We start from the raw sequence: 15,491 nt of genomic DNA, 5'->3' as shown, positions 1-15,491 counted from the left end.
CCATGCCCCAGAAAAGCGAAACCCCGCAACTAGGCGGGGCATCGCGGAATAGCTTGGTCGGCACATTCCGTGATTGTCTTAGCCTTTGCGAGCCACACTCGCAAGCAGTCCCTCCTCTAATCGTAACGCATATTGGCGAGGAAAACCTCACCAGCCGCGAGGAAGGGGGGCAGCATAATAATCCTTATCCGAACACACCCGGCGCAAAGGGCACAGACGGCACCAGCCAAGAGGCAGCGGCTGCTATCGCGCCAAGCGCAAAGCGGCTCCGGCGGCTAGCAATGCAATGTCTTGCGATCTTGGGCGAGGCGACTCCGCTAGAGGCCGTGGCCGTGGCCAAGGTTTGCCGCGAAAGTCTCCAGCCGCGATTTTCCGAGTTGCGGGCTTTGGGCCTTGTCGAGCCAACCGGCGAACGGCGGCGCAACCCTTCAGGCAAATTTGCAGCCGTTCTCAGGCTCACCGACAAAGGGAGGGCGGCGCTATGATTGATATTCACGCAATCGCCCGATTTTACGGCGGCACAGTTTGCCGAGACAACGCGCTCATTCCCACACCCGGCCATTCCAGCCGGGACAGGGGAACCGCGATCAGCGCGTGCCCTGAGGCACCAGACGGCGCATTGGTTTTCTGCTTTAACGGCGATCAGACAACGGCGCTGGCAGTGAAAGCAATATTGCGAGACGACGGCTTCCTGCCAACCGCTGGCAGGCGGGCGCTATCGGAGCGCGAACGGCAAAAGCTCAAGGAAGCCAGATTTGCGCAGGCAGCAAAAAGGCGAGCGATAGAAGAGGCAGTAGCGAGCAAGGCCACCGAGCAGTGGGACAAAGCAGAGCCAGCCGAACAGTCGCACCCTTATTTGCTGAAAAAGAGAGTGCCTCCGATTGGTGTAAGGCAACAGGATTTTGATTTGCTGGTGCCAATGCTGGATGAAAACTTCCGGCTTTGGAACCTGCAAGGCATTGCTCACGATGGCTTCAAACGGTTTGGCGTGAACGCGCGGACGGCTGGTCTATTCTGGCCTCACGCGATCCACGTGGCAAACGGCAAGCCTTCGCCGGGGCCGCTAGTGATTGGCGAGGGTTTCGCCACAATGGCGGCGATCCATGATGCAACCGGCTTTGGCGTTGTCGCTGCAATGACAGCGCACAACCTTGCGGCCGTGGCAAAAACGATGCGTGCGCTCTTTCCTAAACGGCGAATTATCCTTGCGGCGGACGATGACCGACACCTTGCGGAAAATATTGGCATGAGAGCCGCTCAGAAGGCCGCTGAGTCCATTGGGGGGCTTGTCGCACTGCCATGCCAGAAAACTCGCCAGAGGCCTCAGGGACCGATTTTGCGGACATTGAGCGGAGCGCGGTTGCCGAACGTATTGCAGCGGCGCGGAAAGTGGGGGCTGGCTAATGGATGCGCAAAACAGCGAACCAATCGACTTTGCAAAGGCCGAGCTTGGCGACACGGCGGACGCAATCGCGGCGGCGGCAATCGAAACGCTGGACTGGGAGCGACTGGCCAAGATTGAGCCTTCCCCAAAGACTTTTGTCATCCCGAAACTCGCACCAGCCGGTGAGCTAACCCTATTCACCGGGGCAGGCAGTGCCGGAAAGTCTTTGCTTGCCCAGCAATTTGCGACAGCGCTGGCGGGCGGAGTGCAAACCCTCGGCTTGGACATGGGGCAAGCGCCAGCAATCTATATCACTTGTGAGGATGACGAAGGGCAATTGCATTGGCGGCAAAAGCACCTTTGCAAGGCGCTTGGCGTTTCAATGGAAAACCTCGCCGGAAAGCTTGAGATCGCGAGCCTAAGAGGCGATCTGGACAATGCGCTTGGGACCGAGGGAGCAAATGGCCAATTCAATCCAGCGCCAGCCTATAACCGGATAGCCGCGCTTCTGAGGCGATCTGGAGCGAAGCTGCTTTGCCTAGATAACGTGGCGCACCTTTTTACCGGCAACGAGAATGACCGGGGCGAGGTGACGCGATTTGTAAACGCGCTCAACCGTCTGGCAGGGGAAAGCGGCGCTGCAATCCTGCTGTTGGCGCACCCCAACAAAGCAGGCGATTCATGGTCAGGCTCAACCGCTTGGCTAAATGCCGTACGCTCCCAGATCACAATCACGCATGATCTGGAAAGCGATATGCGTAAGCTGACGGTGGGCAAGGCAAACTACGCTCGAAAGGGCAGTCAGATGCGCTTTGCATGGATTGACTGGGCTTTCGTGCTTGAGGATGATTTACCACCAGATACTGCACGCAAGCTCGCTGAAACGGCACATGCTCACGCTGGCAATGAGACTTTCCTGAAATGTCTTACGCTTTGCACGGAGCGAAAGCGGAACGTTTCTCACCAGCCGGGCAGCAATTACGCGCCTAAGATTTTCGCGGGAATGCCTGAAGCCAAGGGCTTTGGCAAAGCAGACTTTGCCGCCGCAATGGAGCGTTTGCTGACAATCGGAGCCATCGAACTGGATGCCGAGTTGTGGCGCGATGAGCACCGCAAACCCCGGCGCGGCATCCGGCTGGTGGAGAGCGGCGCATGAGTGCGGCGACCCCTTTGCTACAACCCCTCGCGGCGAACGCGGCAACCCTCTCGCTAGCTTGTTCGGCAAAACGTGCGGCGACCCTGCGGCGTAGGTGCGGCAACCTCCCCCCTTACTAACGTAACGCGGGCGCGGCCTGTTGGGCCGCCGCGTCCCGCTAGAAAGGCTTGATGATGGCAAAGGCTAAAAATGGATCAGGACCAGCGAAGGCAAGAGGTGCCAACAAACAACAACGGACAATCACGCTGCCACTTACCGATTCGGACGACGAAGCCGAGGCCTATCGCGTTTTGGCGAAGGATGTTCCCGGCTGGGACAAGCTCGACAAGGACGAGCGAGCCGAACTTTTGCGGCTGATCCGCGATTATCGCAAGCGCGGCGCACCGGCCAAGGTCAAGATGGCCCGCAAGCCCGATGGCGGCTGGAGCATCGAACCGACCGGGAAAAGCGAAATGCTGGCGTTGCTCAAGCTGCACGAAACCTTTTCGGCCAATTCGATTGACCCGGTGAATGCGCGGGCAAATGAATTGCTCAACTATCTTGGCTCAGTCGGTGCGGACAATGAAGCGCGCTACAATGCTGCGCTGTCATTCATCGAGAGCATGAAGCCCCAGGATCAGGCCGAGGCGCTGTTGCTGGTGCAGATGTATTGCACCCATGACGCCGCAATCCGGGCGTTGAGCCAGCTAGGAAAAGCCGAATGGGTCGATAACGCCCGTATGTTCGGAAACCTCGCCACGAAGCTGTTGGGCACCTCTCAGCGGCAAATGGAGACGCTGGCCCGGATGCGCCGGGGCGGCGAACAGGTGATAAAGCATATCCATGTCGATAACCGGGGCGGACAAGCAGTCATCGCGGAGAACGTCAATCAGGGGGGAGGAAAAGCGAAAAATGAGGAACAATGCCATGGAGCCGGAAATACTGGCAGCGGCCCCGCGATGCTTGGCCAAGACGCGCAAGGCAACGGCGTGCCAATCTCCAGCCGTGAAAGGGCGGAAGCGGTGCAGGATGCACGGCGGGACGAATCCCGGCGCGCCTAAGGGCAATCAGAATGCCCGCAAGCATGGCGGCTATTCTGCTCAAACAAAAGAGGCTATGCGATACGTGAAGGCGATTGCGCGACTGGTGCGGGATGCACCTTAGCTCTCTTCGTCTTTCTTATGGGCATTCCGAAAGTCCTGCCCCGTTGGAACCCCGGCAAAACCGCGGATGATCCACCCCATGGCCGCCGTAAAGAGCCAAAGAAAAGCGCAGATCCCTCCAATCCATGGGAAAACCTCGCCAAACATTCTGCGTCGCTCATCCCAAAGAGCGCCGGATTGCCGCTCTCGCGCCTTAGCTTTCAATTCTTCGGTGACTTTAAACTCGGACCGCCTTTGATCCACATACTCAGCGAATCTCTCTGAATATTTCTCCGCCGTGTAAAACCAACTTGGAAGCGGAGGAGGAATCATCGGCGGTTCGCCTCTCTCTACCCTCGCACGATTTTCCTCTTGAAAGCGACGCGAGGCTTCCTCTTGCCGCTTGATCTCCTCCGGGGGTGTATCAGCTCTTTGAATTGGAAAGGTGCCATCGCGCCAAGCTATGAAACATAGCTTTACGCCTCTTTCGTTCCCGCCCCAATCGTAGTCCCAAAGGTATTCTGTGTGGCCGCTTTTTGGGCAAGGTTCACTGGCGACAATCCAAGGAGCGTCTGGACCGTAAGTGGTAAACTCGGGATCGGGTTGATCAGCAAAAGCGACAATCGCAAGTCCACCAGCCGCGACTAGCCCGATAAATAGTTGGCTTATCCTGCGGCCACCTTCAAACCAATTTATTCCCACCGCCACCCCCTTAAGGCTATGATTTGAGGAAGGCTTTAGCTCATTGAAAGGCGAGTTAGAAACGAGGAGTTTAAAAAGCGTGAGAGGCGGTTATTGATTTGTTGGGAATCGGTGGATATATGAGGCGCAACAAAGCCCGCCACGCCTCTCAACGATGCGCACCATGGCGGGCTGCTTTGTTTTTGGGCTTGGTTCGCGCATAGGTCGAAAATGCGCCATTTCAACAAACTTTCCAAATCGATCCCAGACCAGATCGCGTTGCTACAAGAATGCGGAATGGTAATTGAAGACGGCGAGCAAGCAACTTGGGCGCTCAGCCAAATCAGTTATTATCGATTACGCGCCTATTGGCTCTATTACGAAGCTGAACCCGAATCTGGGAATCATTCGTTTCGAGAGGGAACCACTTTAGAAGCGGTGCTCGCCCTTTATGAGTTTGATCGCCATCTTCGGCTGTTGCTCATGGATGCTTTGGAGCGAATAGAGGTTGCTGCGCGCGGCGCGTGGGCGCACCAGATGGCAATGGTCTATGGGCCACACGGATACCTTAATGCAGCCCTGTATCCGCGCACGGACCGCTTTCAGGCCAACTTGGATCAGCTGCAATCTGAATATGATCGCTCGCATGACGTCTTTGTCGATCACTACAAGCGCACCTATAATAATCCACCGTTGCCGCCTGTCTGGATGGCCGCCGAGTTCATTTCTTTCGGTCTGCTTTCCAAGTTCTTCTCTGCATTGGGAGGGCGTGCCGACCGCAAGGCAATTGCTCGAAAAATCGGCTTCGATGACCGAGTATTTCAGGGCTTGATGCATCACCTCGCCACAGTGAGAAACATTTGCGCGCACCACAGCCGCCTCTGGAACCGGCGCTTCACGGTGACTTTCCCAATCGCACAAAACCCAGCCAATCTTGCAAACACCATAGCCCCTCAAGCTGATCGCAAACTCTACAACACACTTTCGATGCTATTGCACACGATGGGGACGGTGGCCCCTGAGTCGGATTTGCCAAGCCGTCTGACGTGTTTGATCGAAGAAAACCCCACGGGCGATTTTGCGGCCATGGGCTTCCCAACTGATTGGCGGGAACGTCCGCTCTGGGCGGACCTTTGCACAAATTAGTTCGCCGCTAGGGGCGGGGCTATCGGGGAGCGGTTTTGGTAACCGATGCCCAATCTTGAGAAAATATCAATTAAATCAGGGTGAACTGGCGGAGACGGAGGGATTCGAACCCTCGATACCCATATTAGGTATGGTTCCTTAGCAGGGAACTGGTTTCAGCCACTCACCCACGTCTCCGCACTCGTTTGGCTTGGATTAGCGTAGTGCGAAGGGCGCGCTATAATCGGGCATTGTCGCAGCGGCAAGCTTAGATCCGACAAATTTTGCAAGAATGCCGCGTTATCGGAGCATTCCTGAATTGCCGGTTCGCGGAAGGTTCATGCTCTGCGCCGCACAATTCTCATCATCACTCAGATTCGCCTCACCGCGTTTTCGATTCGCCTTGCCGCTCGCGTCCTTGCGGGTTGCTGCATTAGCGAGTCTTCTGGGCGGTGCAGTATTGGGGGCATGAAAAGGCCATCAGGCTGAACGAAAGAGCTATCATGGATACACAAGCGATCACAAAACGCCCGTCTCTTTTGACCAGAATGCTCGCCGCGATGATCGGGGCGGCGGTCCTCGTCAGCGCGCCGGTGCATGCGCAGGGTGTAGAGACATTTGACCCCGATGACGCGTTTGAAACCGCAGGGGATGCAGTATCCGGTCAAACGGGGCAGGCGGATGGCGCGATTGATGCCGATCTTGCTGCGCCACGTGCGCCCGGTGTCAATACCTCTCCAACGGTCGCCCCGCCTTTGCCCGCTCCCGGGCCTGCGCCTGTGGGCCAAGGTGTTGATGACGAAGCTGGCGTTTCGGAGCCAACCGAATTTGACGAAGAATTTTCCGACTATGGCAAAACAGAAAGCCCGGTTGCCGATGGCGCGGCGGGCGATCCTGCCATCGCCGCAGCAGGCGGCAGCTCTCAGACCTACGGCGAAGATGACCTGATCGGGGCAGCTGAGGGCGTATTTGGCAAAGGCGCCGAAGGCGTCGCTCGCATGATCGAAGATTTGCTGCGCGATCAAGGCGAACCGAATGGCTACATCGTTGGCCGTGAGGCTGGCGGCGCGTTTATTCTTGGCGCTCGGTACGGTTCGGGCACACTCTTTCACAAGATCGAAGGCGAGCAAAAGGTATATTGGACCGGGCCATCAATCGGGTTTGATGCAGGTGCCAACGCTGCTAAAACTTTCGTATTGGTCTACAATCTGTTTGACACAGAAGACCTCTACAAACGCTATCCTGCCGGGGAAGGCCAAGCCTATTTGATTGGCGGCATGCATGCGAGTTACATGCGCAGGGGCGACATAGTTCTTATTCCGATCCGTCTTGGTGCGGGTGTCCGGCTGGGCGTGAATGCCGGCTATATGAAATTTTCCAAGAAGCAGCGCTGGCTGCCCTTCTAGGTCGCATTTCGACCCTCAAAACGGGGGCGAATACGAATGATTGTGAAAAGGCGGTTGCGGCGCATGCGATGGCGCGGCATGCGTCTTTCATGATGTTAAACCGACTCGATGAACAATCGCCTGATGCGTTGCTTGCTCTGATTAAGATGCATGCGGCCGATACCCGCTCTGATAAAATCGACCTTGGTGTTGGTGTTTACCGCACCGATGACGGCGGCACTCCGGTGTTTGCTGCGATCAAGCGTGCAGAACAGCAGCTGGTGGATGAGCAGGATTCCAAAAGCTATCTCGGACCGGAAGGCGATATGGGCTTCGTCAATGCTCTGATGCCCTATGTTTTCGGCGAGGATGCGACGATGGGCGGGCGGATTGCCGGGATGCAAACCCCCGGCGGTACCGGCGCGGTCCGGCTTGCTCTGGCGCTTGGTCAAAAAGCGGGCATGACCAAATTGCATATGGGCACGCCCAGCTGGCCCAACCACGCGCAAATCATCAATGACCTCGCGCTGGAACTCGTCCCGTTCGATCACGCAAAGCCTGATGGCACAGCCGATCTCGACGCGGTGCTCGCGGCTATTCGCGGCGCGGGTCCGAACGAAGGCATCCTGCTGCATGGATGCTGCCACAATCCAACCGGCGTCGATTATTCGGACGAAGACTGGGCCGCGATCGGCGATGCGATTGCCGAAACCGGTATCTTCCCGATTATCGACACCGCGTATCACGGGCTGGGCCACGGGCTCGACGAAGACGTCGTTGGCCTGCGCAGCGTCCTTGCGAAGGTGCCCGAAGCCTTCATCGCCTATAGCTGCGACAAGAATTTCGGCATGTACCGTGACAGGGTCGGGGCATTTTATATCCTTTCCGATGGCCAGGAGACGCTGAATAAGGCGTTTTCAAACGCAAACGCTTTGGCACGGGCCAGCTGGTCCATGCCGCCAGACCACGGCGCGGCCGCCGTTCGGCTTATCCTGCGCGATAGTGAGCTTACGCAAGTATGGCAGGACGAGCTTGAGCAGATGCGCGACCGAATGCGCCTGGTCCGTGAAAAGCTGGCGGATGCCGGTGTTCAGGGCAGCGTTGATATGACCCCGCTGGGCGGACAGAACGGGCTGTTTTCGGTTTTGCCAGTTTCCAAAGAACAGGTCGCGCAGCTGCGTGATGATCATGGCATCTACATGGCCGGTTCCGGCCGCATCAACATTGCCGGCCTGACCATGGGCAATATCGACAAGTTCATCGGTGCGATCGCCGAAGTGACAGCCGAAAGCAAAGCGGCCGAGTGAATCGCCAGCCCATTCTCGAAAACGAACGGCTGCTGCTGCGGCCGCTTGAGCTTGGGGATTGGGACGGTCTGTTTGCAGTTGCCAGTGATCCTGCGGTCTGGGAGCAACACCCCATGCATGACCGCTGGCGTGAGGATGTCTTTCGCGCATTTTTTGACGATGCTTTGGCAAAAGGCGGCGCGCTCGCGATTGTTGACAAGAAAACCGATCAGATCATCGGGTCATCGCGGTTTCAGGAATTCGAACCCGACGAAGGCGGCTCGCTGGAGATTGGATGGACTTTTCTGGCCTGCAAATATTGGGGCAAGGGCATCAATCGTCAGGTCAAACAGATGATGCTGGCCCATGCTTTTGAATTTGTGGAACGGGTCGATTTCCGGGTGGGAGAGACCAATTACCGGTCCCAGATCGCGCTGGAAAATATCGGCGCAGAGCGGACGCGGCGCACCGAATTGACCCGGTATCAAGGATCGCGGGTGCTGCACAAAATTTTCGAGATAACCCGCGAAAATTTTGCGGCAGGGCCGCTTAGCCAGCCTGACGCAGAGTAGGATACGCATGACACATTTTCCAACATGTCATGCGGTGCCTACAGGGTTAAATATATGAAATTGTGAAACAAAGGTGATGTAGGGCACAGGTGACAAATGTCCAAACCTGACCTGCCTGTTGGCGGCGTTTGAAAGATGCGACGATGTGAAAGAGCCGCGTTTGGGATAGCGACGCGGAGGCATGTAGGAAATGTCGGCTTTGGGGTGGAAGGCGGACATCAGTTCACCGCCGTCAAGGGTACTCGCGCATTGTGGTCGCGAAAGCCGTCATCGGCATCTCACCGGGATAGAGGCTTCGAAGCGCGATTTGAAACAAAGTTTCATCAGGCTAAATAACCTGTTCGTCGACCTCTGCGATAATTTCAAATTTTCGGCGCTAGTCATGATGCGACTGATACGAGCCGCCGAGCGGCCATATGAACAGAGAGGTTTGTGATGAGAATTGCAGCTATACTTACCGCAGTGGCGGGCGTGATGCTTGCTTGCGCAACGCCGGCCATGGCCGAACCGAACAGGGCTGAACCGAGCATAGCTGAACCGAACAAGGCCGACCTCAACGAGCTGCTCGATAAATACGCTAGCGACGATGGTTTCAACGGAACGGTCTTGATTGCACGCAACGGCAAGATCATCATTCGCAAATCTTATGGTCTCGCAAATGTAGAACTGGGTGTTCCTAACAATCCGTCTCTGACTTATCGGGTGGGGTCCGTCACAAAGCCCTTTACTGCCACGCTCACATTCGCGTTGATTGAAAAAGGGCAGCTTCGTTTAGACGGAACGCTCGGTGAATATTTGCCAGACCTCTATGCGGGGACTGTGGTTGCCGACGTAACATTAGCGCAATTGCTGTCGCATATTTCGGGGATCACTGATGTACCCCAACGATTTGAAGATCCATTTTACCAGACCACTGCTCGAATGACTTTCGAACCGAAGCAATATGCGAAAGAATGGATCAAGCCCGAGCTGGTTGAGCAGCCCGGAACCAGGTGGCGCTATAACAACAACGCGTTCCTGCTGGTGGGCGCGATCATTAGTGAAGTTACAGGCAAGAGTTACGCCGCAAACATGCAAGAACACGTTTTCGGCCCAGCCGGAATGACGTCCAGCGGGGTCGCGAATAAGGACGATGTCGTTCCCGGTCTCGCCAACGGATACGCGCGCGACGAAGATGAAAACCCTGTAAAACCGCTCTACATGGATCCGGGCGTGTTTTACGCCGCAGCCGGTATCTATTCGACTGCGGAAGACATGCTTCGCTTCGATCAAGCGCTGTACGGCAATAAGATTATGAGCGAAGCGCAACGCAAACTGATGCATTCGCCACAAGTCCCCTTTTACGCGTATGGTTGGGGGGTCGGCAGTTACGACTTGCCCGATGGCTCGAAGTTGCCGGTGGTGGAACATACTGGCAGCGTACCAGGCTACCAAAGCAATTACGTTCATTCAGAGCGCAATCGTGATTTTGTGTTTGTGGTCAGCAATTATTGGCAGGGTTCGCTCGTTCAGGGGATGGGGCGTGACCTCATGGAAGTCCTGAACGGCAAACCGCCAAAAAAGATCGCAGATCTACTTTTGCCGGCGCTAGAAAGCGACGGCTTGTCAGCGATGATCGCAGCTTATGAAGGTCTTGGTGAAACTGCCGCTGACTATGACCTGGGCGAGAGCGCAATGAATAAATTCGGCTACACGCTGGTTGGTGACAAAAACCTAGCCGCGGCGATTACTGTCTTTGAATGGAATGTCGCGGCTTACCCGGCTTCGGCAAACGCCCATGATAGCTTGGGCGAAGCCTACCGCGCGACCGGCCGCAATGCTGAGGCACTGGCAAGTTACCGCAGAGCATTGGAATTGGACCCGGAAAGCGAGAGCGCAAAGACAAATATCGCGGAGTTAGAGGCTGGCTCAAAATAGCAGCGGAACCAGCACGTCGTTACGAGTCAATGGAATTGCCCCGGCAATCTGTATGCGCGTGTGAGATGGTTTCCACTTGATCGGTCGGGTATCTCCCACCGGCCGCAATCGGGTCGTAAGAGGCCGCTTGCCCTCTAATCTATCCGACCGCAGCCAGACCCTGCATCCGCTTGAGATAGCGCGCCAGAACGTCAATCTCCAGATTGACTTTATCGCCTTTGGTAAGCCCGCCCAATGTCGTAACCTCGGCGGTGTGCGGGATGATATTGAGCGCAAAATCGCAGGTTTTGTCGGGCCGGTCGCGCACGTCATTGACGGTCAAAGAAACGCCATTCACCGTGATCGATCCCTTTTCGGCGATGAAAGGCGACATTTCGGCGCGGGCGCGAATGGCGAGTTTCCAACTGTCGCCCACTCGTTCTGCCAGAACCACTTCGCCAATCGAATCGACATGGCCTGTCACAATGTGGCCGCCCAATTCGTCGCCTACGCGCAGCGACGGTTCAATGTTGAGTTTGCTGCCCGCGGTCCACATGCCGCCGACTGTACGCGCAACGGATTCGCCCGATATATCGACGTCAAACCACGCATCGCCTGCCTCGCCCCCGCGATCCACCACCGTCAGGCACACGCCCGAACAGGCGATCGAAGCGCCGATATCGATACGGGCCGGGTCAAGCGGCGCGCCGATGCGCGCGCGCAGGTCGCCGCGCTGTTCCGTTGATAGGATGGTGCCGATGGCAGTGACAATTCCGGTAAACATTCGCGCTGGCTCCTAATTTCGAGTCCGCAGATAGGCGGTGAATTCATCGCTGCCAAGCCGCCGGCTCTGCGCCAGCGTCCATCGGCCATGCGCCGCCGCCAGATCGTTCAAACCGAGCGCGCCGATCCCGCGCAATCCATCACCGATAATGATCGGGGCGCGGTAGATGTGCAGCTCATCGATTAAATCGTCGCGCAGGAAACTGGCGGCGGTTTCGCCTCCGCCTTCGACATAGAGATATTGCACACCGTCCAGAGTGGAGACTTGGTTGGGGCGATTGATTACGGTCACATTATCGGGCGGGACCCTGCGTGACAGCAAGACCCGCCTCGGGCTGCGATGTTCAAGCCCGGGCAGCCGGACATCGAGGCGGGGCTTGTCATCGCGCCAGGTTCCGCCGCCGACAAGGATCGCGTCATTCCGGGCGCGCTCGGCATGGACATGTGCGCGGGCATCCTCGCCGGTGATCCATTGACTGGAGCGATCCGCCAGCGCGATACACCCGTCGAGCGACATGGCCAGTTTAAGCGTGACATAAGGGCGACCGAAGCGGCGCACACTCATATATCCCGCAAGGCTTCTGGCCGACGCAGGATCATCCAGCAAAGTGGTCTCGATACCGGCGCGTTTCAGCCGCGCGATCCCTTGGCCTGCGGTGCGCGGATCGGGGTCGTGCTGGCCAATCACGACGCGCGCGGGGCGGGCTGCGGTGATGATATCTGCGCAGGCTGGTCCGCGCTCGGATGTGTGCGCGCACGGTTCTAACGTGACATACAGCGCCGCGCCTTTGGCTGTCCCATCCAGATTATCGAACACAATTGCTTCTGCATGGGGTCTTCCGCCCGCTTGGGTCCATCCGCGCGCAATAATTGTGCCGCCACGAACCAGCAGCGCGGCGACGCCCGGATTGGGGGCGCTGCCGGGGCGCGCGCGCGCGGCGAGCCGTGCGGCGGCCGCCATCCAGTCCCGGTCCGTGGCGGGCTGAGCGGTTATGGGTTTGTGTCCTCGTTGGGATCTGCCTCGGCGGCGGCGTCTGTTTGCGGCTCTGTTCCTGCGGCGGCTTGTTCTGCCCGCCGCTGGGTCAAGGCGGCTTCTTCTTCGGCGCGGCGCGCGTCGGCTTCGGCAGCGATCTGATCGACATCCATGCCCGCTGCCGCGCCCAACGCTTTATACAGTTCGCGTTTGCGCTCTGCGATGCGCCGTGCGCGCTCTTCTTTCAGGTCTTGGACTTCCTGATTTTCCGCATTGCTCGCCGCGATTTCTGCATCGCTGCGATCGGGGTCATAGGTGGTGATGTAGGTCACATCAGGCCGGTCCGGTGTTTTGTACGCCGTCTCTGACGTGACCCAGTAATACATCAGCACAAGCGGCATCGTTGACAGCGCAAGGATGGGCCAGCGAAGCGGATTGGGCTTGCGGAATTCGTGCCAGAAATCGACGAATCCGGTCTTGGGATTGAAACGCGAAACAAATGACATGGCGGCAATATAGGGGCGTGATACCGATGACGCCAGATGTCAGACGCGCGCAATGTGAACCGGGTGCCTATCCAAAGCTGGAATAGAGGGTGCGGCCATGGCGTTTTAACCAACCATCCGCCTCGCTGATGTCGCCTTCATAAAGACTGGCGAGCAATGCGTTAAAGGCGGGGCTGTGATCGAAATGGACCAGATGCGCGACTTCGTGGGCGACGACGGAACGGCGCACAAAATCAGGGGCCTGAATCAACCGCCAATTGAGCCGGATGCGACTTTTTTCCGAACAGCTGCCCCACCGTTTTTGAGCGCGGGACAGGCCGACCGGCACCGGATCAAGGCGGGCGCGGCTGCAATAATGCTGCGTTTCGGTTTCAAACAGATCGAGCGCTTGGCGTTCCATCCAGCGGCGTATGCGCGTCTCCAACCCTTCGATCGGCCCGCCGACCCGCAATTGGCCTGCGATGAGAGCGGGGCGGCGCGGGGCGTTTTCATCCCATGCAAGCGATACAAGGCTGCCGCGAAAGGTCACTTCGCTGCCGGGTTGAACCGCCGTTCTCGGAGGGACTTTGGCGCGCTGCGTGCTGAGCCATTGGGTGCGGGCGCGGGCAAAGGCAATCGCTTCATTCGGATCGGCCCAGCGCGGCAAGGTAAGCCGGACTTCGCTGCCATCGGGGGCAAGCCGCATGGTCATCCGTTTTGCGGTGCGGTGGCGGCGCAGAACAATCGGCAGCGTCTCGCCGTCGATCTCGATCTCGGGCCGGGCCGAGCTGCGTTTTAGCCAGTCAATCACCGCAGCGCGCCTGTATCCTGCCCGTCCCAATCAACGATGTGATGCTCCAGAGGTCCGGCATCGTTTTCGTTTATCACGCGGCCTGCAACCGACACGCCGGTATGCTTCACCGCCTCGCGGTCTCCGCTGATAAGGTAATGCCAATCAAACAGCGGGCGTCCCTCCGCGCGCAGGCGATAAGCGCAGGTTTTCGGAAGCCACGGGACATCTTCCACAATCGCCAGCGTCAGCCGCAAACAATCCGGCACAAACGCTTTACGATTGCGATAATCGCTGCACTGCGCCGTGCCGGTATCCAACAGCTTGCACGCAACATTGGTGTCTTCGATTTCGCCGGTATCAGCGTCTTCGATCTTGTGAAGACAACAGCGCCCGCATCCGTCGCACAGGGCCTCCCATTCTGCCCGGTTCAAATCGGGCAGTGGGAGCTCCCAGAACTGATCTCTCAATTCACCCATTTTTCGATTTCAGCTGCTACCGCGTCGGCGCCCTGATCCGTCGGCAAGGTCGCCAGTGGTTCTCCCGAAGGCCCGAAAAGATACGCGATGTTGGAATGGTTCATCAGATACTGGCCATTGTTCAGATCCTCACCGCGCTCGTAATAGACGCGGAACGTATCTGCCGCCGCCTTTACCTGCTCCGGCGTTCCGGTCAGCCCGATAAAATCGTCTGAAAAGGCCGCCACAAATTCGCCCACGACTTCGGGCGTATCGCGCTCTGGATCGATCGATATAAACATCGGCTGGATTTTTGCGGCTATAGCGCTGCTGCTTTCGCCGACTTTCTTCAATCCGCGGGCAAGCTGGCTCATGTCGTTCGGGCAGATATCTGGGCAATAGGCAAAGCCGAAATAGACGATCCGGTATTGGCCATCAAAATCGCTCCAGCGCACTGTTTCGCCTGTGCTGCCGGTCAATTCGAATTCTCCGCCGATAGTTGCCCCGGCTAGCGGCGGTTCTTCTGGCGGCGATTCCGGCGCTGTTTGACCGCAGGCTGAAACGGCAAAGGCCGCCGCGAGCGCCATCGCGGAAAAAATTCGGGTTTGAGAAGGCTTGGCGTAGTGGTTCATGCTCTGCTAACTGGCGAAGGCCCAAGAGGGCTGTTGATACGGGGCTTGCGAGACAAGGTCTCTGACAGACAAACCAAGAGGATCAAAGCGCGTTGGCTTATATTTTGCGCAAATTGGAACGTATGGTGGCAATTACCAGTGCCCATACACGAGCGATTGCAGCGGCACTGATCGCCGGTCTAATAGCGGCTGCGGCGTTTTCGCCTGCGGCCGCTCAGCTATATTCGCCCGGCTATCAGTTTCTGCAAGCGGTGGAAGAGAGCGACGGCGACAAAGCGACCGAGATGTTGAATGAACCGGGCGCGGGTAAGACGCTGATCAATACCCGCGACATCACGACCGGGGATACGGGTCTGCACGTGGTGACGCGGCGGCGCGACGCGCTTTGGATCCGCTTTCTGATCCAGCGCGGGGCAAACCCGAACATCCGCAACAATGCAGGCGAAGCTCCGATTCAGATCGCGACCCGCCTTGGCATGATCGACGGGGTCGAGGAATTGATCAAGGGCGGGGCACAGGTCAGCGTGGCTGACCGGCAAGGCGAAACCCCGCTGATCGCGGCGGTGCATCAACGCAATCACCAATTGGTTGCCCAATTGCTCGAAAAAGGTGCCGATCCCGACCGCAATGACAATTCAGGCCGGTCGGCACGCGATTATGTCGAGCTGATGAATCAAAACACGCTTTTGATGCTGGAACTGGAAAAAGCGGACAAAGACCGCAGCGAAAAGGGAACCCAAAAGCAATACGGGCCTTCTTTCTGA

At 57.5% G+C, this 15,491-nt stretch carries 18 protein-coding genes and 1 tRNA gene; 11 read left to right on the top strand and 8 right to left on the bottom strand.

Features of this window, described 5'->3' with window-relative positions; translation table 11 throughout:
* The first annotated feature begins 2 nt into the window (after nt 1–2).
* The 5 genes from FGU71_RS02895 to FGU71_RS14305 all read left to right on the top strand — a co-directional run bounded on the left by FGU71_RS02895 (nt 3) and on the right by FGU71_RS14305 (nt 3,683).
* Complete coding sequence (locus FGU71_RS02895; RefSeq protein WP_234035610.1) at nt 3–485, top strand: hypothetical protein; 483 nt, start codon at nt 3–5, stop codon at nt 483–485.
* Nucleotides 482–1,522 (top strand): toprim domain-containing protein, encoded by a 1,041-nt coding sequence (locus FGU71_RS02890; protein WP_142787170.1) that lies wholly within the window; start codon nt 482–484, stop codon nt 1,520–1,522. Before FGU71_RS02895 ends, FGU71_RS02890 begins: the two co-directional genes overlap by 4 nt.
* Nucleotides 1,404–2,540, top strand: coding sequence for an AAA family ATPase (locus FGU71_RS02885; RefSeq protein ID WP_142787169.1), 1,137 nt, complete (start codon nt 1,404–1,406; stop codon nt 2,538–2,540). Before FGU71_RS02890 ends, FGU71_RS02885 begins: the two co-directional genes overlap by 119 nt.
* A gap of 170 nt (nt 2,541–2,710) precedes the next feature.
* Nucleotides 2,711–3,580 (top strand): hypothetical protein, encoded by an 870-nt coding sequence (locus FGU71_RS14045; RefSeq protein WP_185960183.1) that lies wholly within the window; start codon nt 2,711–2,713, stop codon nt 3,578–3,580.
* Entirely contained in the window at nt 3,525–3,683 is a 159-nt protein-coding gene (locus FGU71_RS14305; RefSeq protein WP_407644392.1) for a hypothetical protein, read from the top strand. Before FGU71_RS14045 ends, FGU71_RS14305 begins: the two co-directional genes overlap by 56 nt.
* On the opposite strand, the gene FGU71_RS02875 is transcribed toward FGU71_RS14305, so the two are convergent.
* Nucleotides 3,680–4,363, bottom strand: coding sequence for a hypothetical protein (locus tag FGU71_RS02875; RefSeq protein ID WP_142787167.1), 684 nt, complete (start codon nt 4,361–4,363; stop codon nt 3,680–3,682). The genes FGU71_RS14305 and FGU71_RS02875 overlap by 4 nt on opposite strands.
* A 210-nt stretch (nt 4,364–4,573) precedes the next feature.
* Between FGU71_RS02875 and FGU71_RS02870 the strand changes: the two genes are divergently transcribed.
* On the top strand, nt 4,574–5,488 hold the full coding sequence (locus tag FGU71_RS02870; RefSeq protein ID WP_142787166.1) for an Abi family protein: 915 nt from the start codon (nt 4,574–4,576) through the stop codon (nt 5,486–5,488).
* Between the two features lie 86 nt (nt 5,489–5,574).
* Here the strand turns inward: FGU71_RS02870 and FGU71_RS02865 are convergent.
* Nucleotides 5,575–5,665, bottom strand: a tRNA-Ser gene (locus tag FGU71_RS02865).
* Between the two features lie 305 nt (nt 5,666–5,970).
* Here FGU71_RS02865 and FGU71_RS02860 point away from each other — a divergent pair.
* The 4 genes from FGU71_RS02860 (at nt 5,971) to FGU71_RS02845 (ending at nt 10,627) form a co-directional block, all read left to right on the top strand.
* Nucleotides 5,971–6,873 carry a DUF1134 domain-containing protein gene (locus FGU71_RS02860; RefSeq protein WP_407644391.1) on the top strand — a complete coding sequence of 301 codons (903 nt, stop codon included), beginning with the start codon at nt 5,971–5,973 and terminating at the stop codon, nt 6,871–6,873.
* Nucleotides 6,874–6,965: 92 nt separating this feature from the next.
* Nucleotides 6,966–8,159 (top strand): amino acid aminotransferase, encoded by a 1,194-nt coding sequence (locus FGU71_RS02855; protein ID WP_142788944.1) that lies wholly within the window; start codon nt 6,966–6,968, stop codon nt 8,157–8,159.
* The gene (locus tag FGU71_RS02850; protein WP_142787165.1) at nt 8,156–8,710 is read left to right on the top strand and encodes a GNAT family N-acetyltransferase; all 555 of its coding nucleotides are present in this window, start codon (nt 8,156–8,158) and stop codon (nt 8,708–8,710) included. The genes FGU71_RS02855 and FGU71_RS02850 overlap by 4 nt, the downstream gene beginning before the upstream one ends.
* Nucleotides 8,711–9,208: 498 nt before the next feature.
* A complete protein-coding gene (locus FGU71_RS02845; protein ID WP_185960182.1) occupies nt 9,209–10,627 on the top strand; it encodes a serine hydrolase in 1,419 nt (472 codons plus the stop codon).
* Nucleotides 10,628–10,766: 139 nt separating this feature from the next.
* Here FGU71_RS02845 and FGU71_RS02840 read toward each other — a convergent pair whose 3' ends face one another.
* The 6 genes from FGU71_RS02840 to FGU71_RS02815 all read right to left on the bottom strand — a co-directional run bounded on the left by FGU71_RS02840 (nt 10,767) and on the right by FGU71_RS02815 (nt 14,727).
* Complete coding sequence (locus FGU71_RS02840) at nt 10,767–11,390, bottom strand: riboflavin synthase (RefSeq protein ID WP_142787163.1); 624 nt, start codon at nt 11,388–11,390, stop codon at nt 10,767–10,769.
* Nucleotides 11,391–11,402: 12 nt separating this feature from the next.
* A complete protein-coding gene (gene ribD, locus FGU71_RS02835) occupies nt 11,403–12,350 on the bottom strand; it encodes a bifunctional diaminohydroxyphosphoribosylaminopyrimidine deaminase/5-amino-6-(5-phosphoribosylamino)uracil reductase RibD (RefSeq protein WP_142787162.1) in 948 nt (315 codons plus the stop codon).
* Between the two features lie 29 nt (nt 12,351–12,379).
* Nucleotides 12,380–12,868 (bottom strand): hypothetical protein, encoded by a 489-nt coding sequence (locus tag FGU71_RS02830; protein ID WP_185960181.1) that lies wholly within the window; start codon nt 12,866–12,868, stop codon nt 12,380–12,382.
* 67 nt (nt 12,869–12,935) lie between these two features.
* Nucleotides 12,936–13,658: a M48 family metallopeptidase gene (locus tag FGU71_RS02825; RefSeq protein WP_142787161.1), complete on the bottom strand. Its 723-nt coding sequence runs from the start codon at nt 13,656–13,658 to the stop codon at nt 12,936–12,938.
* Nucleotides 13,655–14,116: a YcgN family cysteine cluster protein gene (locus FGU71_RS02820; RefSeq protein WP_142787160.1), complete on the bottom strand. Its 462-nt coding sequence runs from the start codon at nt 14,114–14,116 to the stop codon at nt 13,655–13,657. Before FGU71_RS02820 ends, FGU71_RS02825 begins: the two co-directional genes overlap by 4 nt.
* On the bottom strand, nt 14,104–14,727 hold the full coding sequence (locus FGU71_RS02815; RefSeq protein ID WP_142787159.1) for an SCO family protein: 624 nt from the start codon (nt 14,725–14,727) through the stop codon (nt 14,104–14,106). The genes FGU71_RS02820 and FGU71_RS02815 overlap by 13 nt, the downstream gene beginning before the upstream one ends.
* A gap of 92 nt (nt 14,728–14,819) precedes the next feature.
* Here FGU71_RS02815 and FGU71_RS02810 point away from each other — a divergent pair, with 92 nt between their 5' ends.
* The gene (locus FGU71_RS02810; protein WP_234035609.1) at nt 14,820–15,491 is read left to right on the top strand and encodes an ankyrin repeat domain-containing protein; all 672 of its coding nucleotides are present in this window, start codon (nt 14,820–14,822) and stop codon (nt 15,489–15,491) included.

Source organism: Erythrobacter insulae (genome assembly GCF_007004095.1).
Taxonomy (GTDB): Bacteria; Pseudomonadota; Alphaproteobacteria; order Sphingomonadales; family Sphingomonadaceae; genus Erythrobacter; species Erythrobacter insulae.
The sequence above is the reverse complement of the archived record's forward strand: the minus strand, read 5'-3'. Positions and strand labels throughout refer to the sequence as shown.

Coding starts and splice junctions, on each gene's coding strand:
- ribD (WP_142787162.1), bottom strand. CDS start 12,350: ATGGCGGCCGCCGCACGGCTCGCCGCGCGCGCGCGCCCCGGCAGCGCC.
- FGU71_RS02895 (WP_234035610.1), top strand. CDS start 3: ATGCCCCAGAAAAGCGAAACCCCGCAACTAGGCGGGGCATCGCGGAAT.
- FGU71_RS02870 (WP_142787166.1), top strand. CDS start 4,574: ATGCGCCATTTCAACAAACTTTCCAAATCGATCCCAGACCAGATCGCG.
- FGU71_RS02855 (WP_142788944.1), top strand. CDS start 6,966: ATGTTAAACCGACTCGATGAACAATCGCCTGATGCGTTGCTTGCTCTG.
- FGU71_RS02815 (WP_142787159.1), bottom strand. CDS start 14,727: ATGAACCACTACGCCAAGCCTTCTCAAACCCGAATTTTTTCCGCGATG.
- FGU71_RS14045 (WP_185960183.1), top strand. CDS start 2,711: ATGATGGCAAAGGCTAAAAATGGATCAGGACCAGCGAAGGCAAGAGGT.
- FGU71_RS02830 (WP_185960181.1), bottom strand. CDS start 12,868: ATGTCATTTGTTTCGCGTTTCAATCCCAAGACCGGATTCGTCGATTTC.
- FGU71_RS02890 (WP_142787170.1), top strand. CDS start 482: ATGATTGATATTCACGCAATCGCCCGATTTTACGGCGGCACAGTTTGC.
- FGU71_RS02860 (WP_407644391.1), top strand. CDS start 5,971: ATGGATACACAAGCGATCACAAAACGCCCGTCTCTTTTGACCAGAATG.
- FGU71_RS02885 (WP_142787169.1), top strand. CDS start 1,404: ATGGATGCGCAAAACAGCGAACCAATCGACTTTGCAAAGGCCGAGCTT.
- FGU71_RS02820 (WP_142787160.1), bottom strand. CDS start 14,116: ATGGGTGAATTGAGAGATCAGTTCTGGGAGCTCCCACTGCCCGATTTG.
- FGU71_RS02840 (WP_142787163.1), bottom strand. CDS start 11,390: ATGTTTACCGGAATTGTCACTGCCATCGGCACCATCCTATCAACGGAA.
- FGU71_RS02845 (WP_185960182.1), top strand. CDS start 9,209: ATGGCCGAACCGAACAGGGCTGAACCGAGCATAGCTGAACCGAACAAG.